Source organism: Nocardia sp. NPDC051832 (assembly GCF_040681285.1).
Taxonomy (GTDB): Bacteria; Actinomycetota; Actinomycetes; order Mycobacteriales; family Mycobacteriaceae; genus Nocardia.
The window spans coordinates 1,607,685-1,624,648 of sequence record NZ_JBFAYL010000002.1 but is presented as its reverse complement, the minus strand read 5'-3'; the positions used below and the strand labels follow the sequence as shown (position 1 = coordinate 1,624,648).

At 69.9% G+C, this 16,964-nt stretch carries 10 protein-coding genes; 4 read left to right on the top strand and 6 right to left on the bottom strand.

Annotated features, from left to right (window positions below; translation table 11 throughout):
- Positions 1-23: 23 nt before the first annotated feature.
- On the bottom strand, positions 24-1,724 hold the full coding sequence (locus tag AB0M14_RS17315; RefSeq protein WP_364995420.1) for a beta-ketoacyl synthase N-terminal-like domain-containing protein: 1,701 nt from the start codon (positions 1,722-1,724) through the stop codon (positions 24-26).
- The gene (locus tag AB0M14_RS17310) at positions 1,721-7,951 is read right to left on the bottom strand and encodes a type I polyketide synthase (protein ID WP_364995418.1); all 6,231 of its coding nucleotides are present in this window, start codon (positions 7,949-7,951) and stop codon (positions 1,721-1,723) included. Before AB0M14_RS17310 ends, AB0M14_RS17315 begins: the two co-directional genes overlap by 4 nt.
- Before the next feature lie 237 nt (positions 7,952-8,188).
- On the opposite strand from AB0M14_RS17310, the gene AB0M14_RS17305 reads away from it, so the two are divergent.
- Positions 8,189-9,427 carry a KasA/KasB family beta-ketoacyl-ACP synthase gene (locus tag AB0M14_RS17305; protein ID WP_364995415.1) on the top strand — a complete coding sequence of 413 codons (1,239 nt, stop codon included), beginning with the start codon at positions 8,189-8,191 and terminating at the stop codon, positions 9,425-9,427.
- Here the strand turns inward: AB0M14_RS17305 and AB0M14_RS17300 are convergent, their stop codons facing one another.
- Positions 9,428-10,114 (bottom strand): AfsR/SARP family transcriptional regulator, encoded by a 687-nt coding sequence (locus AB0M14_RS17300; protein WP_364995412.1) that lies wholly within the window; start codon positions 10,112-10,114, stop codon positions 9,428-9,430.
- Between AB0M14_RS17300 and AB0M14_RS17295 the strand changes: the two genes are divergently transcribed.
- Positions 10,095-10,901: a dienelactone hydrolase family protein gene (locus AB0M14_RS17295; RefSeq protein WP_364995410.1), complete on the top strand. Its 807-nt coding sequence runs from the start codon at positions 10,095-10,097 to the stop codon at positions 10,899-10,901. The genes AB0M14_RS17300 and AB0M14_RS17295 overlap by 20 nt on opposite strands.
- On the opposite strand, the gene AB0M14_RS17290 is transcribed toward AB0M14_RS17295, so the two are convergent.
- On the bottom strand, positions 10,898-12,025 hold the full coding sequence (locus tag AB0M14_RS17290; protein ID WP_364995408.1) for a Xaa-Pro peptidase family protein: 1,128 nt from the start codon (positions 12,023-12,025) through the stop codon (positions 10,898-10,900). The genes AB0M14_RS17295 and AB0M14_RS17290 overlap by 4 nt on opposite strands.
- Before the next feature lie 54 nt (positions 12,026-12,079).
- Between AB0M14_RS17290 and AB0M14_RS17285 the strand changes: the two genes are divergently transcribed.
- Together AB0M14_RS17285 and AB0M14_RS17280 are read left to right on the top strand one after the other, a co-directional pair.
- Complete coding sequence (locus AB0M14_RS17285) at positions 12,080-12,331, top strand: hypothetical protein (protein WP_194813723.1); 252 nt, start codon at positions 12,080-12,082, stop codon at positions 12,329-12,331.
- Positions 12,332-12,363: 32 nt separating this feature from the next.
- Complete coding sequence (locus AB0M14_RS17280; RefSeq protein ID WP_364995405.1) at positions 12,364-13,320, top strand: 5'-3' exonuclease; 957 nt, start codon at positions 12,364-12,366, stop codon at positions 13,318-13,320.
- A gap of 68 nt (positions 13,321-13,388) precedes the next feature.
- On the opposite strand, the gene AB0M14_RS17275 is transcribed toward AB0M14_RS17280, so the two are convergent.
- Positions 13,389-14,114, bottom strand: a complete 726-nt coding sequence (locus tag AB0M14_RS17275; protein WP_364995403.1) for a DUF4333 domain-containing protein — start codon at positions 14,112-14,114, stop codon at positions 13,389-13,391.
- 150 nt (positions 14,115-14,264) lie between these two features.
- A complete protein-coding gene (locus AB0M14_RS17270) occupies positions 14,265-16,961 on the bottom strand; it encodes an RNA helicase (RefSeq protein ID WP_364995401.1) in 2,697 nt (898 codons plus the stop codon).
- Positions 16,962-16,964: the final 3 nt, after the last annotated feature.

Genomic DNA, 16,964 nt, shown 5'->3' with positions numbered 1-16,964 from the left:
AGGGAACTCCATGCGATATTCGCTCAGCTGGTCAAGCCCAGCACGTACTCTGTCCGCTCCCACGGATATTTCGGCAGGCCGGTGACCGCCCGGCCGGGAAGATTCGGCGAATCCGGTGCCGCGACAACCGAATCCACAGCCTCCCCGTGGGCAACCCGATCCAAGGCCGCCATGGCGGCCGGCCGGTCGCAGGCCGGGATCCGGGCACGCACGGGGTGCGGGCGGCCGATCATCGTCGCGCTGTAGGCGAAGGCCGCAAAATCGTGGTCATCGGCGTGCGCCAGGTGAGCGCGATATCGACGAGCCAGCGCGCGCAGCGCCGCCGGTGTCCGCGCCCCGAGCTCGAATCCGTTGACCGGCACTGTCTTCCGTGTGGTCTCCGGCGGTCCGGCACCGACGATCACGTGGGCGTTCGTCCCGCTCATCCCGAACGAACTCACGCCCGCGAACTCGCCGATGCCGGAATCCCACGGCGTGGTTTCCCCGGCGAACACGAGGGGCAGCCCGTCCAGGTCGATGCGCGGATTCAGCGTGGTGAAATGCGCGAGCGGCGGAATCATCCGCTGTTTCAGGCTCGCGATCACCTTCACCAGTCCCCCGATTCCGGCGGCCGCCTCCATGTGCCCGGTATTCGCTTTCAGACTGCCCACCAACAGCTTTCGCCGCCCACTGCCGGCGAGGGCGGACGCGATTCCGGCCACTTCGATCGGATCGCCCAGGGCGGTGCCGGTGCCGTGCGCCTCGAGCACACCGATGTCGGCCGCGGTCAGTCCCGCGTCGGCGAGCGCCCGGCGAATGACATCGGCTTGCGCCTGCGCGGACGGCGCGGTGAGCGCCGCGGAGCGCGCGTCCTGATTCGTCGCCGAACCGAGGATCACCGCGTGGATCCGGTCCCCGTCACGCACGGCGTCGCCGAGCTGTTTGACGACGATCGCCGCGGCCCCGTCGCTGCGCACGAACCCGTCGGCCCGAGCGTCGAAGGCCCGGCAGACGCCTTGGCGTGACAGCGCGGTGGTGTAGTGCAGCAGACGCGTCGTCCGCGGCGAGAGCACCAGGTTCACGCCCGCGACCACCGCCGCGCCGCAGTCACCGCGCCCGATGGCCTGCCGCGCGAGATGCAGCGCGACCAGCGACGACGAACAGGCCGTGTCGATCGCGACGGCCGGCCCGGTCAGGTTGAGCACGTGCGCGATCCGGCCCGCGGCGAAGCAGTGCCCGGCCCCCAGCGCGAGAAAGGGGCCTTTCGCGGCGCCGAGCCAGTCCAGGTAATCGAAGGTGCTGATCCCGACATAGACCCCGATCGAACTCGGCTGCCGGAGGTCGGGCAGGCATGCTCCGTCCTCGAAGGCCTCCCACGCCACCTCCAGCAGCAAGCGGTGCTGCGGGTCCATGGCCCGCGCCTCCGCCGGGCCGATGCCGAAGAACTTCGCGTCGAAGCCGAACACATCGGTGAGGAAGCCGCCCCGCTGCGGCAGGCCCGCCCACTCGCCGTCGAATCGCCGCCGCCGTTGCGGTGGCAGGTCCCCGAGAAGATCGCGTCCCGTCGACAGCGCCTGCCACAGGCTGTTCAGATCATCGATTCCGCCGGGAAACCTGATCCCGACGCCGATGACCGCGAGGGGCGGCTCCTCGGTGCGCGCGGCCAGTTCGGCTTTGAGCCGGGTGATGGTCGCCAGCGCGCGGCTCATCGGCGTGACCGCGCCGGGGCTGTCCGCGTCGATCATGTCTCGGCCGTCACTCGCTCACACAGCGCGGCCGTGATGGCGCGCGGGGCGGCGTGGGTCCACAGGAATGTCGAGGACAGACGCAGCCCGAACGCCGCCTCCAGCCGGTTGCGCAATTCCAGCGCCATCAGGGAGTCCAGCCCGACCGACTTCAAGGGCGTGTCACTGTCGAGGATGTCGACATCCAGACGGAGCACCTGCGCCGTGAGCTCCCGAACCCGTTGCAGCGCAAGGGCGGTCCGATCGGCGCTGGGCGCGGCGAGCAGACGGCTCCGCAACTCGCTCGCCGGCGCCGCGGCGGATCCGTTGCCGGCGCTCAGCTGCCGCACCTGCTGCCAGCTCGGCCGCGCCGCGCAATGCGGGTAGGCGTCGAGCCAGCGGCGCACGTCGAACGGGGCATACCCGGCCAGCGGCTGGTCCGTCCCGAGCATCCGCAGCAGGGCCGCCCACGCGCGGTCCACATCGAATCCCTGGATCCCTCGATCCGCCAGGCGGGCGCCACGATTCGGCGCGGCGGCGGCGAGCCCGATGGCGTCGAAGGCTCCCCACCGGATGCTCAGCGCCGGCAACCCGCGTAGGCGCCGCGCCGCCGCGAACGCGTCCAGATAGGCGTTCGCCGCCGCGTAAGCGGCCTGCCCGGGGTTCCCGACGAGCGCGACCGCCGAGGAGAAGAGCACGAAAAGATCCAGCGGCATGCCCTGGGTGCAGCGGTCGAGATTCGCGCAGCCGGCCGCTTTCGGAGCGGTCGCGTGATCGATCCGGTCCGGGGACAGATTGGCGACCGTCGAGTCCGCCAGCACGGCGGCCATGTGGAAGACGCCCCGCAGCGGCGGCAACCCGGCCCGAATCTCCTCGACGAGCGCGCCGACCCGCCCCGCGTCCGCGACATCCACGGCGCGGCACTCGATCCGGGCGCCGCGTTCGCGCAGCGCGGCGACCCGCCGCAGCACCGCGCCCGCCGGATCGGACCGTGACACCAGCACGATCGTCCGCGCGCCGTGGGCGATCAGGAATTCCGTCAGCGCGAGTCCCAGGGCGCCGAGGCCGCCCGTGATCAGATAGGTCGCGTCGGCGTGGAAACGCCCGTCCTCGAGCGGTTTCGGCGCCACGCTCCGCACCGACGCCGGATCGGTCAGCACGATCTTTCCGACCAGGTCACCGGACCCCAGCGTGCGCACCGCGGCGCCGGCATCGTCGAACGAATACCGGCTCCACGCAAGCGGTTTCAGCACGCCGTCGGCGAGGTGCTGCCATACGGCGCCCAAGACCCGCGCGAACAACTCCGGCCGGCGCTGCATCATCCCGTCCAGATCGACGGCGGCGAGGCTGATTCCCTTCCGGAACGGCGCGAGGGCGATGTGCCGTCCCGCGTAGATGTCGCGTTTGCCGATCTCGACGAAGCGGCCGTCCTCGGCGAGCGCGTCCAGCCCCAGGGGTATGGCGGCACCGATCAGCGAATTCAGGAGGACGTCGACGCCGCGGCCGCCGGTGATCCGGGCCACCTCCGGGCCCCAGGACAAGTCCCGAGAATCCAGCACATGAGCGATTCCGCTGTCGCGCAGTTGCTTTCGCTTCTCGGAGGTACCGGCCGTCGCGATCACCCGCGCGCCGGTCAGTTCCGCGATCTGCACGGCGGCGAGGCCGACGCCGCCCGCCGCCGAGTGGATCAGCACGGTCTCGCCGGGTTGCAGGCGCGCCAGCTCACACAAGCTGTACCAGGCCGTGACCATGGCGATGGACGTCGCCGCGGCGTCCTCGTCGGACATGGTCTCCGGGATCGTGCGCGCGTGTGCCGCCCGCACGATCACATGGGTCGCGAACGCTCCCATGACGATCGCTACGACGCGCTCGCCCACCGCGAATCCGGTGCTACCCGGTCCGATTCGGGTGACGCGGCCCGCGCATTCACCACCGAGCAGCGACCCCGTGCGCGAGCGGTCGGGATAGGTGCCCAGCACCTTCATCACGTCGACGAAGTTGAGCCCCGCGGCCGTCACTTCCACCTCGAGTTCGCCGGGCCCGGGCGCGCGGCGCGGCATCGATCGGTACGCCATGCCGTCCCAGTAGCCGGGGCGCGCCACCTCCAGCCGGAACGCCTCGGCCGAGGTCCGCCAGCCGGTAACGGGCAGTTCGAGCCGCGGCTCGACGCCATAGGACAACCGGCCTGCCAGTCGACGGGAACCGCGCAGCACAAGCTGGTCCGCGCCGTCGACGCACTGGATTTCGTGCACGGCAGCGGGAAAATCCTCGAGGTGGCCCACATCGAGCAGCCGCGCGCACAGCTCCGGATGCTCGTTCTGCACCACCCTGGTGAAACCCCAGAACATCGCACTGCCGGGGTCCGGCATATCGCCGTCCACGCCGTACTGCGCCCGCTGCGTCAGCACCACCAGTCGCGGTGGCGCGCCGAGGCGCAGGCACGCCTGCACCAGAGTGGCGAGGGCCCGCAGGCCCTGCTGGTAGTGCCGGATGTCGAGATCGGGTGGCGGCGCGAGGAAGACGAGGTCGTTTCCGCCGGCCGCGGACAGCGTTTCCGCGAGGGCGGCCGAGGAGACGCCGGGCGGGACGAGGACGGTTTCGACAGCCGCGCCGGAACCGTGGAGATCGGCACGCAGCCGGTCGAGCAGCGCGGCGGCCTCGCCCGGACCGCACACCACGCAGGCCCTCGGCGAGCCGGTTGCCGTGATCGCCGGTTCCTCCTGGAAACCGAAGTCGAGGGTCGGCTGCACGGCATCCGGTTCGCGAACGGCCAACGGCCGCAAGTGGATCCCATACATGGCCAGCATCGGACGGCGCTCCGCGTCGAAAACCAGCACATCGCACAACTCCACCCGGCGGACCGCGTACGCCCAGGCCGTGCTGACCGGGGCGTCCGGCAACCGTAGCCACACAACGCGTTCGACACCGACCGGCACGAGTGTCTCGGTGCCGGAGTACACCTCGAGCCCGGTCTGCAAACAGGCGTCCCACAGGGCCACGTGCGGGTGACCGCGCTCGGCGCCGACCCGGCAGTTCGGCGGCAGCACGACCTCGGCCAGCGCCTCCGCACCCTGCCGGAACAGGCGGCGAATGCCCTGGAAAGAGGGGCCGTAGTGCAGGTCGCGTTCCGCGCTGACCGCGTAGTGCTCGTCGACGGGTCGTTGCGGCGCGCTGAGCAGCGGCTCGGGGAAGCGCGCGGCCGCCGGGCCGCGCTGCTCGAACCACACCCGGCCCGTGGCATTGTCGAGCCACACCGGCTCCGTCCCCGCCAGCGAGCGAACAGTGCAACTCGCGCCACCGGAAACATCTTCGCGCCAGGTGAGGGCCAGGTGGGCCGGTTCCTCGGTCAGTACCAGTCCCGCGTGGAACACGACATCGCCGAGCTCCGCGGGCGGCGCGCCGGTCCGGGCGACGGCCGCCTGCACCAGCAGCGCTAGAAATCCCGCGCCCGGATAGACGATCGAGTCGCCGACGCGATGGTCCCGCAGCCACGGCTGCGCGACCAGGTCGATCTCGATTCGCCCCTGCCGCACATCGTCTTCCACGACATCCGGGATCAGAACCAAGGTCTGCCCCAGCGTGGCGGCCAGTGGTCGCCGCGCCGGACCGGGCCAGTGCCGGCGTCGCTGCCACGGATAGGCCGGAATCGGCAGGTGTGCCGCGTCGTTCAGGAACCCGAACGGCGTCAGGCCGCACACGTATGCCCGGCCGAAGGCCCGCACCAGATCGGCGGGGGCGGCCGCGCCACGGTAGAGCGTGGCCAGGACCGTCGCGGCCGAGCCGTGGTGTTCGGCGAGCTGTTCGACATCGGGTGTCAGCACCGGATGCAGGCTGACCTCGAGGCAGTGCGTGAGGTCCGGATTCCCCAGCACCTCGGCCATGACCTCCGCGAAACGCACTGGCCGGCACAGGTTGTCCACCCAGTATCCGGCGTCGAGCTCCGCGCCGCGCACCGGCCGGCCGGTGACGGTGGAGTACATCGGCGTCGCGGTCGCGCGCGGGCGGATCGGCTCGAGCACCGCCATCAGGTCGGCGCGCAGTTCCTCCATCTGCGGACTGTGCGAGGCGTAGTCGACATTCACCAGGCGGCAGAAAGTCCCCGCGTCCTCGAGGAGCTCCCGCAACAGCAGCACCGCGTCGGTGCGCCCGGTGAGGATGCACGACGACGGCCCGTTGTGCGCGGCCAAGTGCACGGAGTCTTCGAAACCGGCCAGCGCTTCGACCGCCGCGGGCAGACTCAGCTCGACCGCCAGCATCCGGCCGTGCCCGACGGTGCGACGCGCGAGGGCGCTACGGCACGCCACGATGCGGGCGGCGTCGTCGAAGGACAGCGCACCGGCGACGGTCGCCGCCGCGATCTCACCCTGACTGTGCCCGATCACCACGCTGGGCTCGACCCCCGCCGACCGCCAGACCTCGGCGAGGGCGACCATGGTCGCCCACAGGGCCGGCTGCACCATGTCGATCCGGTCCAGCCAGCCCGCGCCGTGCGTGCCGGCCAGGACCGAACGCAGGTCCCAGCGACAGTGCGGCGCAAGTGCGTTCGCGCACTGGTCGATGATCTCCCGGAACTGCGGGACCACCAGCAACTGCTGGGCCATTCCCGCCCACTGGCCGCCCTGACCAGGAAACACGAACGCGGTCCCCCGGTGCTCGACGGCCCGGCCGGTTTCGACAGCGCCGCCCGCCGGTTCGGCGTCCTCGGCGAACTGTCGCAGTGACTGCTGGAGTTCGACGCCGCCGGAGGTCACCAGCGCCGCACGGAATCCGAAGTGATCGCGCCGGTGCGCGAGCGTGCCCGCCAGCGCCGTCGCGTCCACCGGTTCCCGCCGGACGAAATCCGCGAGGTCCCCGGCGCGTTGCCGCAGCGCCGCGGAGGTGTGCGCGGAGAGCGGCAGGAATGCCGGCAACCCCGGCTCCGCCTGCGCGTCCGCCGGGGCGTCGCGGGCGGGCGCGCGGGTCAGGATGAGGTGCGCGTTCGTGCCGCCGAGTCCGAAGGAATTGACTCCGAGAAAGACCGGACCCGCCGCGGGCAACTGGACACCCTCGTGCGCCACCCGCAGGTTCAGCTGCTCGAAGGGAATCGCCGGATTCACTTGCTCCGCATGCAGACTCGCCGGGACATAGCCGCGTTCCAGCGACAACAGCGCCTTGAAGACGCCGGGCAGCGCCGCGGCGGCTTCGAGGTGGCCGGTGTTGGTCTTCACCGATCCGATCGGCAGCGGCGGCAACCCGCCGCGCCGGGACCGGCCCAGCACGGACCCGATCGCCGCCGCCTCGATCGGGTCGCCGCGCCCGGTCCCGGTGCCGTGCGCCTCGACATAGGCGACCTGATCGATCGGCACGCCGGACGCCGCGTAGGCGCGTCGCAGCAGTGACTCCTGCGCAACGGGATTCGGCGTGAAGGCGCTCTCCCCGCCGCCGTCGTTGTTGACCTCGGTCCAGACGATCAGCCCGCGCACCCGGTCGCCGTCCCGGATCGCCCGGTCCAGCGTTTTCAGATACATCGCGCCGACGCCCTCGGCGCGCACATAGCCATCGGCCGCCGCGCCGAACGCGTGGCAGCGGCCGGTCGGCGACAGCGCGCCCAGATGAGTGAGCCCGATCGACGCGTCCGGCGTCAGGATCAGGTTCACCCCGCCGACCAGCGCCGCGTCGACCGTGCCGAGAATCAGCTCCTGCCGCGCCACGTGGATCGCGACCAGCGCGGACGAACAGCCGCTGGTCACAACGAAACTCGGCCCGGTCAGCCCGAGGAAGTAGGAGACCCGCGCCGCGATCATGTCCAGTTCGCACCCCGCCAGGCTGTGCTGGGTCACCGGCACTCCCCGCTGCTTGCGCAGCGTTTCATAGTCGTGCCAGAGCGCGCCCACGTAGACGCCGGTGCGCGAACCGCGGAGGGCGGCGGCCGGAGTGCCGGCGTCCTCCAGCGCGCACCAGGCGGTCTCCAGCATCAATCGCTGTTGCGGATCCATCACTTCGGATTCTCTGGGCGAAATTCCGAAAAATGTTGCGTCGAAATGCTCTACGCCATCGATAAATCCGCCGACGGACTGAATTGCAAGCTCGGGATCGAAGTGGGAACGGCTGTCCCAGCGTTCGCCGGGAACCGGTCGAATCGATTCGCGACCAGCGGCGAGCAGGCTCCAGAAACTCTCGATATCGGGCGCACCAGGAAATCGTCCAGCCATTCCGATTACCGCGATAACCCTGGTCGGATCACCTGTGACAGCGGAAACAGCAGGCATGATTCGACCCCAGCACGACAATGCGACCGCTCATTCGCGCAACTTCATCGGATTACGTTGAGCCGGTTCAAGGATGCTCCAAATGGTACTGCGCGGCCGAGTGAAGATCACCTGGAGCGAGCCGGGTTTCAGCCCGGCGACAGTGCTGCTTCAGCGCCATTTCAGCGCCTTTTCAGAGGCGCTTAAGAATTGCCCGGACGGCGACGATCACACCGGAAGTTGGGGAGTATCTGAGGTATGCGCCCACCACGTAGCGGCCGGGCGGTCGTCATCACCGGCATGGCCGCGATGACCGCACTCGCCGGCGACCTCACCGCGACCTGGCAGCGCCTGCTGTCCGGATCGAGCGGCATCGGCGAGCTGGAACCCGATCTCATCGACCGATACCAGCTGCCGGTGACGATCGGCGGTCGCCTGAAACCGGCTCCCGACACCCTGCTGACCCGGATCGAGCAACGCAGGCTGGCCTACACCGGGCGCCTCGCGCTCCGGCTGAGCCGCGTCGCCTGGCGGGCGGCGGGCAGCCCCGGCGTGGATCACGATCGGCTGGCGGTCGCGATCGGCACGGCACTCGGCGACGCCGACGTGCTGGTGACCGCCACCGCCGGCCTCGAAACCGGTGGGTACCGGAAGGTTTCGCCGCTGGCGGTGCAGCAGATGATGCCCAACGGCGCGGCCGCCGCCGTAGCGCTGGACCTGGGCGCCCGGGCCGGCATCCACACGCCGGTCGCCGCGTGCGCCTCCGGCGCGGAGGCGATCGCGCACGCCTGGCGACTGATCGCCGGCGCCGACGCCGACATCGTCGTGGCGGGTGGCGTGGAGAAGAGTTTCGGCGCGGTCCCGCTGGCCGCGTTCGCCGTGATGCGCGCGCTGAGTACCCGGACCGGCGATCCGCGCACCGCCTCCCGCCCGTTCGATCGCGATCGCGACGGATTCGTCCTGGGCGAGGCGGGGGCGCTGCTCGTCCTCGAGGACGAACGGCACGCGCGGGCGCGCGGCGCGACCATTCATGCCCGCCTGCTCGGCGCGGGCATCACCTCCGACGCCTACAACACGGTCGCGCCGGACCCGAGCGGCACGCACGCCGCCCGGGCCATGACCCAGGCCTTGCGGACCGCGGGATTGGCGCCCGCGGAAGTCGGGCACGTCAACGCCCACGCCACCGCGACTCCGCTCGGCGACCTGGCCGAGGCCCGGGCGATCGGCACGGCGATCGGGCGCGACGCGTCGATCTACGCGCCGAAATCCGCGCTCGGTCATGCGCTGGGCGCCGCCGGAGCCGTCGAGGCCGCGCTCACGGTGCTGAGCATCAGAGAAGGGCTGGTCCCCCCGACGCTGAACCTGGACCATCAGGATCCGGAGATCGACCTCGATATCGTGCACGGCACGGCGCGCGCCGGCGCCATCGACGCGGCACTGTCGAATTCCTTCGGATTCGGCGGGCACAACGTGTGCCTGGCCTTCGGCCGGGCCTGATCAATTCATCGTCAGGAGCGGATCGTCCAGGCCCGAATCGTCTTCCAGGATGCGGCGTTGCAGGGACCGCAGTTCCCGGTTCGGCTCGATTCCGTGGCTGGCGACGAGATTGCCGCGCATCTCGGTGAAGACTTCCAGCGCCTCCGCGGAGCGGCCGGATCGGTGCAGGGCAAGCATCAGGTAACCCCACAGCGTCTGCTGGTTCGCGTTGCGCGCCACCAGCGCGTACAGCTCGGGGACCAGCGCCTGGTGCCGTCCCAGGCGCAGATCGATCTCGATCCGGCGCTGCTGCGCGTTCGCGCGATGCTCGTCCTGCACCTTGGCGATCTGCTCGAGCCAGGTCGTGCGGCGCACATCCGCGAAGGTGGGCCCCGCCCACAGGTCCAGATATCTGGCCAGATGCACCGAAGCCTCGGACAGGTCGCCGCGCGCCTCCGCGGCCACGGCCCGGTATCGGAAGATCTGCGATTGTGCGATGTCACAGTGGTGATCGGACAGAAAGAGGGCGTAGCCCGGATGACGCGTTTCGATCAGTCCGGACTGTCCTTGAAAATGCTTGCGTAGTTGCGAGACATAGACTTGGAGCGCACTGTCGGCGGTGCGCGGCGGTTCGTTCCACAAACCCTTGATCAGCTGATCACTCGAAACCACCGCACCGGCGCTGTCGATGAGTAAGGCGAGCAGCATTCGCAGCTTCAACGCTCGTGGCGTTCGATCGGATCCGTCATCGTGTCGCACACGGATCGGCCCGAGTACCGTGAAATGCATTGTCCATCAACCCCAATGCGCGTGTACCGCAGCACGATACCGGAACAGTCGTGGGCTCGAGCCGCACTCCGCATGTGAGGATTCACCGATCGCCCGAACTCGGAGCCGAACTCCGCCAGTAGAGTCGCCGAGCATGAAGGTCATCTTGTTCCACTCTTCGTGCGGGCTGCGACCGGCGGTGCAGGAGGCCGCCGACCGGCTGCGGGCCGCGGGTCACGAGGTGTATGTGCCGGATCTGTACGACGGGCGCACCGCCGACTCGGTCGAGGAGGGGATGCTGATCCGGGACGAGATCGGGCAGGACGAACTGCTGCGGCGGGCGGTGGTCGCGGCGGCGCCGCATTCGGAGCAGGGGCTGGTGTACGCCGGGTTCTCGCTGGGGGCGTACTTCGCGGGCAGCATCGGACTGGCCGATGTGAAGGCGCGCGGGCTGTTGCTGCTGCACGGGACTTCCGATGTGCCCGAGGATGTTTCGATGGACGGGCTGCCGACGCAGTTGCACGTGGCCGACCCGGACATGTACGAGCCCGACGACTGGTTGAACAGCTGGTATCTGGACATGCAGCGGGCCGGGGCCGACGTGGAGGTGTACCGGTATCGCGGTGCGGGACACTTATACACCGACCCCGGGTTGCCGGATTGGGATGCCGAGGCCGCCGAGCGCACCTGGACGCTGGCGCTCGGCTTCCTCGACTCGCTGGGTTAGAGGACCGTGAGTCCGTGCGGGCGGTTGTTCATCGATTCGCAGCCGTCCGCGGTGACCACCACGATGTCCTCGATGCGGGCGCCCCAGTCGCCACGGAAGTAGATGCCGGGTTCGATGCTGAACGCCATGCCTTCCTGCAACACCAGGTCGTTGCCCGCGACGATGTAGGGCTCCTCGTGCACGGACAGGCCAATGCCGTGGCCGGTGCGGTGCACGAAGGCCTCGCCGAATCCGGCTTCCACCAAGACGTTCCGGGCGGCGGCATCCACCGATTCGGCGGTCACGCCGGGCCGAGCGGCGGCGACCGCCGCGGCCTGCGCGTGCTCCAGGGCGGCGAACTTCGCGGCGATCTCCGCGCTCGGTTCGCCGATGCTGTAGGTCCGGGTGGAGTCGGAGTAGTAGCCGGGGTCGACCGGGCCGCCGATGTCGATGACTACCACGTCACCGGGTTCGATGCGCCGGTCCGAGACGTGATGGTGCGGGTCGGCGCCGTGCGGGCCGCTGCCGACGATGACGAACGCCGCCTCGGTATGGCCCTCCTCGACGATGGCGGCGGCGATGTCCACGCCGACCTCGGCCTCGGTGCGCCCGGCGACCAGGAATTCACCCATCCGGGCGTGCACCCGGTCGATGGCTGCGCCGGCCCGGCGCAGCGCGTCGATCTCGGCCTCGTCCTTGGTCATTCGCAGTTCCCGCAGCACCGGGGTGGCCGAGACCGGCAGGCCGCTGGTGGACTGGGCGAGCGGGATCAGGTGCAGCGCGGGCATCGCGTCGGCGACCGCGATGCGGGACCCGGCGTGCAGGGTGGAGTGCACCAGCTCGTAGGGGTCGACGCCGTCCACCCAGTCCAGCACGCGCAGGCCGAGCTCGCCGGCCGCGGAACCGGCCAGCGACGCCAGCTCCAGCTTGGGAATCACCACCGCGGGCGTCGCCTTGTCGGCGGTGATGACCAGGCAGGTCAGCCGCTCGAAGGATTCGGCGTCCGAGCCGATCAGATACCGCAGGTCCGGCCCCGGGGTGATGAGCAAGGCGTCCAGCGACGCCGCCCGCATCAGATCCACTGCCCGTTCCAACCGGTCCCGATACACATCCGCCGCGAACCTGGACTTCGTCTGCGAACTCATAGCCATCGACGTTACCCGCCGCCGGAAGCGGCCACCACAGCGCAAACTAGGGGGATGGAAAGACACTCTGGGGCGAGCGGGCCGCGGGTTCCGATCCACGATGTCCTGCGGGGTCTCGAAATCCACCCGCTGGAGCCGGGCGACACGGCCATCGAAGCCTTCGTCCTGGTCAAGCTCATCGACGCGCAGGGCAACGCCAGCTGGGCGTTCCGCACCACCAACCGGCTCAACCGCGAGGAATTACTCGGCGCGCTCACCGTTCAGGTCGACATCCTGCGCAAGGAATTGCGGGATCTCTGGGGCTGAGCTTGTCAGGGTGGGCGGGTAGCCTCAGCGCCGTGACTTCTACCGGTGGGCCTCTGTTGCTGCTCGATGGCGCCAGTCTGTGGTTTCGTGCCTTCTACGCGATCCCAGACAAGATCACCGCGCCCGACGGCCGTTCGGTGAATGCCTTGCGCGGCTTCACCGACATGGTCGCCTCGCTCATCACCAAGCACTCGCCGAGCCGGCTGGTGGTGTGCCTGGATCTGGATTGGCGCCCGCAGTTCCGGGTCGACCTGGTGCCCACCTACAAGACCCACCGCCTGGATTCCTCCAGCACAGCTGCGGCGGGCGCCGAAGAGGTGCCGGACCTGTTGACCCCGCAGGTCGAGATGATCCTCGAGGTGCTCGCCGCGGCGGGCATCGCGACCGGCGGCGCGGCGGGCCTGGAAGCCGACGATGTGTGCGGCACCCTCTCCAGCCAGGAGCGCACCGACGCGGTCGTCATTGTCAGCGGCGACCGCGATCTGCTGCAACTGGTGCGTGACGAACCGGCCCCGCCGGTCCGTGTGCTGTACGCGGGCCGCGGCCTGGCCAAGGCCGAATTGTTCGGTCCCGCCGAGGTTTCCGCGAAATACGGTGTGCCCCTGGAGAACGCGGGCCCGGCCTACGCCGATATGGCCACCCTGCGCGGCGACTCCTCCGACGGATTCCCCGGTGTGGCGGGCATCGGCGACAAGTCCGCGGCGACTCTGATCAATCGTTTCGGTTCGCTGGAGGCGCTGGTCGCGGCGGTAGACGATCCCGAAGCCGATCTCGCCGCCGGCATGCGCGCCAAACTTCGTGCGGCACACGACTATTTGAAGGCTGCCGCCCCGGCGGTACGCATCGTCCGCGACGCCGAGGTCGAACTCTCCCGGCCCGACCTGCTCCCCCGCACGCCCGCCGATCCGGACCGCTTGCGTGAGCTCGCGACCGCCTACAACGCCGAGAGCCCCATCGCCCGCTTGGTCACCGCGTTGAGCACGCGCTGATTCGGGCGGCGCCGCGGCGGTAGCTCGCGCCGGAGCGCGAGCTACCCGAGCGGATGCGTTCGATCCGTCTAGTTCGGACGACCGACCTCGTAGGTCCCATCGTCCTTGGTGATCTTGACGTTGACCTTCTTCTGCTCGCCGCTGACCTTGAGGCTGCATTCGAAGGTCGCGTCCACCTTCACCTCCTGGCCGGACGGGCAGGAGACGTCGGCGACGTCGGAGATGCCGTAGGAGTCGGTGAGGACCTTCTTGACGCCGTCCTGGACGGCGCTCTGGTCCAGCTTGTCCTTGGCCGTGAGCAGCAGCACGCCGGTGATCAGCGCGCCGATCACCGCCACGCCGACGACCGCCAGGATGGCGATCAGGCCCTTCTTGCTCTTCTTGGCCGGGGTCTGCTGCGGCGCCGGCTGGCCGGGCTGGCCCCACTGGCCCTGCGGCTGCTGACCCCACTGCTGCTGCGGCTGGCCGCCGGTCTGCTGACCCCAATCCTGTTGTGGCTGCTGGCCCCACTGCTGCTGGCCACCGGTCTGCTGACCCCACTGCTGCTGCGGCTGCCCGCCGGTCTGCTGACCCCATTGCTGCTGCGGCTGACCAGGGGTCTGCTGGCCCCACTGCTGTTGCTGCGGAGGCGGCGTCTGGTCGCCCCAGTGCTGGGTCGGCTGCGCCTGGCCGGGCTGCTGGCCGCCCCACTGCTGGGTCGGGCCGGCTTGGCCGGGGTTCTGGTCCGCTCCCCAGTGCTGGGTGGGATCGTTGCGTCCCTCCCCGGGATCGTTCGGTCCGTACGGGCCGCTCATCTTGCCTCCACTCGCATCGTTATACATACGGTAGCCCCCCGCGCGAGACTCGTCGCCATGCGACTACTCCACGGTCGGTACGCGAAAGAAATCAAATCACAATCGAATCCGCTGTGTTCGACGCCGCGCGCGTAACCCAACTTAGCCACGTTACGCCGCGTCCACCGCGACCACACCGCGCCGGATCGCCCGCACCGCCTTCGCCGCGGTGCCCGCCACCTCGACATCGTCGGCGGTGTTGTGAATCTGATCCAGCAGATCGATGACCTGCCGGCACCAGCGCACGAAATCACCGGCCGAGAGCGGACTGCCCTGATCGCCGCTGGCCAGCAGCGATTCGGCCAGTCCGTCGCCGCGCGCCCACTTGTAGACGCCGGTGACGAAGCCGAGGTCGGGTTCGCGGGTCGGCGGCAGCTTGTGCCGGGACTCGTCGGTCCGCAGCTGACTCCACACCGCGACCGTGGCGCCCACGGCCCGCCGGATGGGTTCGGTGGGTCCGGTCACGCCGAGATAGCCGCCCTCCTGACGGGACTCGTACACCAGCGCCGACACCACGGCCGCGAGTTCGGCCGGGCCGAGCCCGCGCCACAAGCCCTCCCGCAGGCACTCGGCGACCAGCAGGTCCGCCTCGGCGTAGATGCGGGCCAGGCGGCGGCCGTCCTCGGTGACCTCGCCCTCGTGCACGAAACCGCGCTCCTCCAGCAGCCCGAGGATCCGGTCGAAGGTACGCGCCAGCGAATTGGTTGTGGCGGCGACCTTTTGGCGCATGGACTCGGTTTCGCGCAGCACCCGGTTGTAGCGTTCGCCGACGCGGCTCATCTGCTCGCGGTCGGACCGCGCGTGCGCCGGATGCGAACGCAGCGAGCGCCGCAGCGTGTCCAGTTCGCGGTCGTCGGCCGCGGCCGCCCGCTTGTCGCGCCGCTTGCGCCCGGGCGCCTCGATGCCGGTGCCGCGCAACGCGGAAGCCAGATCGCGGCGGGTCCGCGCGGTGCGGTGGTCGACGCGGCGCGGCAGCCGCATATGGCCGAGCGCCTCGGCGGGAACCGGGAAATCGGCGACCGACACCCGGCCCGCCCAATGGTCCTCGGTGAGCACCAGTGGACGCGGATCACCCGGTGTCGCATCGGGTTCCAGGATCACCGCGAGACCTTGCCGGCGGCCGGACGGGATCGCCACCACGTCGCCGCGGCGCAGCCGGACCAGCGAATTGACCGACGCGCCGCGCCGATCGGAGCGCTTCTGCTGTTCCAGCGACCGTTCCCGCTGCTTGATCCGCTCACGCAGCGAAATGTATTCGAGGAAGCCGCCTTCCTCGCCGCCGAGCTGACCGCGCAGCTTGCGCAGCTGCCCCTCGTTACGCTCGATGCCGCGCACCAGCCCGACCACCGAACGGTCGGCCTGGAACTGGGCGAAGGAACGTTCCAGCAGGGCCCGCGCTTCCTCGGCGCCCATCCGGTCGATCAGGTTGATCGACATGTTGTAGCCCGGCTTGAACGAGCTGCGCAGCGGGTAGGTGCGGGTGGACGCCAGCCCGGCGACGGTGCTGGTGTCGACCTCGGGCTGCCACAGCACCACCGCGTGACCTTCGATGTCGATGCCGCGCCGGCCGGCGCGACCGGTCAGCTGGGTGTATTCGCCGGGGGTGAGTTCGGCGTGCGATTCGCCGTTGTACTTCACCAGGCGTTCCAGCACCACCGTGCGGGCGGGCATGTTGATGCCCAATGCCAGTGTCTCGGTGGCGAAGACGGCCCGCACCAGCCCGCGCACGAACAGTTCCTCGACCGTGTGCCGGAACGCGGGCAGCATGCCCGCGTGGTGCGCGGCCAGGCCGCGGTGCAGCGCCTCGCGCCACTCCCAGTAACCGAGCACCTCCAGATCGCCCTTGGGCAGATCGCCGGTGTGCTTCTCGATGATCGCGTCGATCTCCGCGGTCTCGTCCGGCCTGCTCAGATCCAGCCGCGAACGCAGGCACTGCGCCAGCGCCCCATCGCACCCCGCACGGCTGAAGATGAAGGTGATCGCGGGCAGCAGACCTTCCTCGTCCAGCTTGGCCAGCACCTCCGGACGCGGCAGCGGCCGGAAATCGCGGCGCGGGCCGCCACCGCGATGCCGCGGCGCCCAGCCGTTCATCCGATCCGCGGACTCCCGCTGCCGGATATAGCGGACCAGATCCTCGTCGACGAGCACCTTCTGCTCGCTGGAGCTGGAGTCGAACAGGTCGAACATGCGCCGGCCGACCATGACGTGCTGCCACAGCGGCACCGGGCGGGTCTCGTCGACCACCACGGAGGTGTTGCCGCGCACCGTTTCCATCCACGCGCCGAATTCCTCGGCGTTGCTGACGGTCGCCGAGAGGCTGACCAGCCGCACGTCCGGCGGCAGGTGCAGGATGACTTCCTCCCACACCGCGCCGCGGAACCGGTCGGCCAGGTAGTGCACCTCGTCCATCACCACATACGACAGCCCGCGCAGCGCGTCGGAGGAGGCGTAGAGCATGTTGCGCAGCACCTCGGTGGTCATCACGACCACCGGCGCGTCCGGGTTCAGGGACTGGTCACCGGTGAGCAAACCGACGCTGTCGCGCCCGTAGCGCTCGGTCAAGTCCGCGAACTTCTGGTTCGACAGCGCCTTGATCGGCGTGGTGTAGAAGCACTTTCCGCCCGAGGCGAGGGCGAGGTGCACCGCGAACTCGCCGACGACGGTCTTGCCCGCGCCGGTCGGGGCGCACACGAGAACGCCGTGCCCCGCTTCCAGCGCGGCGCACGCGTCGCGCTGAAAAGGATCCAGGGAGAAGCTCAGCTCGGCGGAAAACTTCGTCAGCTCGCCCGACGCCGCATGATCTGTCACATT

What these genes read in the sequence shown, in the direction of transcription:
- AB0M14_RS17315 (WP_364995420.1), bottom strand. Translation starts at nt 1,724, where the DNA reads ATGATCGACGCGGACAGCCCCGGCGCGGTCACGCCGATGAGCCGCGCG.
- AB0M14_RS17310 (WP_364995418.1), bottom strand. Translation starts at nt 7,951, where the DNA reads ATGCCTGCTGTTTCCGCTGTCACAGGTGATCCGACCAGGGTTATCGCG.
- AB0M14_RS17305 (WP_364995415.1), top strand. Translation starts at nt 8,189, where the DNA reads ATGCGCCCACCACGTAGCGGCCGGGCGGTCGTCATCACCGGCATGGCC.
- AB0M14_RS17295 (WP_364995410.1), top strand. Translation starts at nt 10,095, where the DNA reads ATGAGTAAGGCGAGCAGCATTCGCAGCTTCAACGCTCGTGGCGTTCGA.
- AB0M14_RS17300 (WP_364995412.1), bottom strand. Translation starts at nt 10,114, where the DNA reads ATGCTGCTCGCCTTACTCATCGACAGCGCCGGTGCGGTGGTTTCGAGT.
- AB0M14_RS17290 (WP_364995408.1), bottom strand. Translation starts at nt 12,025, where the DNA reads ATGAGTTCGCAGACGAAGTCCAGGTTCGCGGCGGATGTGTATCGGGAC.
- AB0M14_RS17285 (WP_194813723.1), top strand. Translation starts at nt 12,080, where the DNA reads ATGGAAAGACACTCTGGGGCGAGCGGGCCGCGGGTTCCGATCCACGAT.
- AB0M14_RS17275 (WP_364995403.1), bottom strand. Translation starts at nt 14,114, where the DNA reads ATGAGCGGCCCGTACGGACCGAACGATCCCGGGGAGGGACGCAACGAT.